Raw genomic sequence first — 1,945 nt, forward strand, 5'->3', positions numbered from 1 at the left:
AATCCTGCGTAACCCGGAATTCCGTAGCGGTCAGTTCAACACCAGCTTCGTTGAAAGCAACCCTGAGCTGACCAACTACTCGATCAAGCGCAAACCCGAAGAGCTGGCCCTGGCCATCGCCGCCGCCATCGCCGCCCACGCAGGCCTGTGAGGAATATTCCAATGACCAAGAAAATCCACGTAACCGACACAATCCTGCGCGACGCCCACCAATCGCTGCTCGCGACCCGCATGCGCACCGACGACATGCTGCCGATCTGCGACAAGCTCGACAAAGTCGGCTACTGGTCGCTGGAAGTCTGGGGCGGCGCGACCTTCGATGCCTGCGTACGCTTCCTGAAAGAAGACCCGTGGGAGCGTTTGCGCAAACTGCGTGCGGCGCTGCCTAACACTCGCCTGCAAATGCTTTTGCGTGGCCAGAACCTGTTGGGCTACCGCCACTACAGCGACGACGTGGTCAAAGCCTTCGTCGCCAAGGCGGCAGTGAATGGTATCGACGTGTTCCGCATCTTCGATGCGATGAACGACGTGCGTAACCTGCGGGTGGCCATCGAAGCGGTGAAAGCGGCCGGCAAACACGCCCAGGGCACCATCGCCTACACCACCAGCCCGGTGCACACCATCGAGGCGTTCGTGGAGCAAGCCAAGCAAATGGAAGCCATGGGTTGCGACTCCGTGGCGATCAAGGACATGGCCGGCCTGCTGACCCCGTATGCCACTGGCGAGTTGGTCAAAGCACTGAAAAGCGAGCAGTCGCTGCCCGTGTTCATCCACTCTCACGATACCGCCGGCCTGGCCGCGATGTGCCAACTCAAGGGCATCGAAAATGGTGCCGACAATATCGACACCGCGATCTCCAGTTTCGCCTGGGGCACCAGCCACCCGGGCACCGAGTCGATGGTTGCCGCCCTTAAGGGCAGCGAGTTCGACACCGGCCTGAGTCTGGAGCTGCTGCAGGAAATCGGTTTGTACTTCTACGCCGTGCGCAAGAAGTACCACCAGTTCGAAAGTGAATTCACCGCCGTCGACACCCGCGTGCAAGTCAACCAGGTACCGGGCGGGATGATTTCCAACCTCGCCAACCAGTTGAAAGAGCAGGGTGCACTGAACCGCATGAGCGAAGTGTTGGCCGAAATCCCGCGGGTTCGCGAAGACCTCGGCTTCCCACCGCTGGTGACCCCGACGTCGCAGATCGTCGGTACTCAGGCGTTCTTCAACGTATTGGCCGGTGAGCGCTACAAGACCATCACCAACGAAGTGAAGCTCTACCTGCAAGGTGGCTACGGCAAAGCGCCGGGTGTTGTTAACGAGCAGCTGCGCCGTCAGGCGATCGGCAGTGAAGAAGTCATTGATGTCCGTCCGGCGGATTTGATCAAGCCGGAAATGACCAAGCTGCGCGGCGAAATCGGTGCGTTGGCCAAGTCTGAAGAAGACGTACTGACCTATGCGATGTTCCCGGACATCGGGCGCAAGTTCCTTGAAGAACGCGAAGCCGGCACCCTGACTCCGGAAGTGTTGTTGCCGATTCCGGAAGCCGGCGGCGTGACCTCGGCGGGCGGCGAAGGTGTGCCGACCGAGTTCGTCATTGACGTTCACGGTGAAACCTACCGCGTCGACATCACCGGTGTGGGCGTCAAGTCCGAAGGCAAGCGTCACTTCTACCTGTCCATCGATGGCATGCCGGAAGAAGTGGTGTTCGAGCYACTCAACGAATTCGTCAGCGGTGGCAGCAGCAAGCGCAAGCAAGCCAGCGCACCGGGCCACGTCAGCACCACCATGCCAGGCAACATCGTCGATGTGCTGGTCAAGGAAGGCGACACCGTGAAAGCCGGCCAGGCGGTGCTGATCACCGAAGCGATGAAGATGGAAACCGAAGTTCAAGCGGCCATCGCCGGCAAAGTCGCCGCCATCCACGTGGCCAAGGGCGACCGGGTCAATCCGGGCG

The 1,945-nt window shown here is 60.4% G+C and carries 1 protein-coding gene and 1 pseudogene; both read left to right on the top strand.

Annotated elements, in window-relative coordinates:
* Positions 1-151: pseudogene (locus tag AC1DH9_RS28190) on the top strand (acetyl-CoA carboxylase biotin carboxylase subunit); the annotation flags it as partial.
* Between the two features lie 11 nt (positions 152-162).
* Positions 163-1,945 (top strand): sodium-extruding oxaloacetate decarboxylase subunit alpha (gene oadA / locus AC1DH9_RS28195; protein WP_477809239.1); only part of this gene is annotated, 1,783 nt, incomplete at its 3' end.

Source organism: Pseudomonas sp. 05T35 (assembly GCF_056396605.1).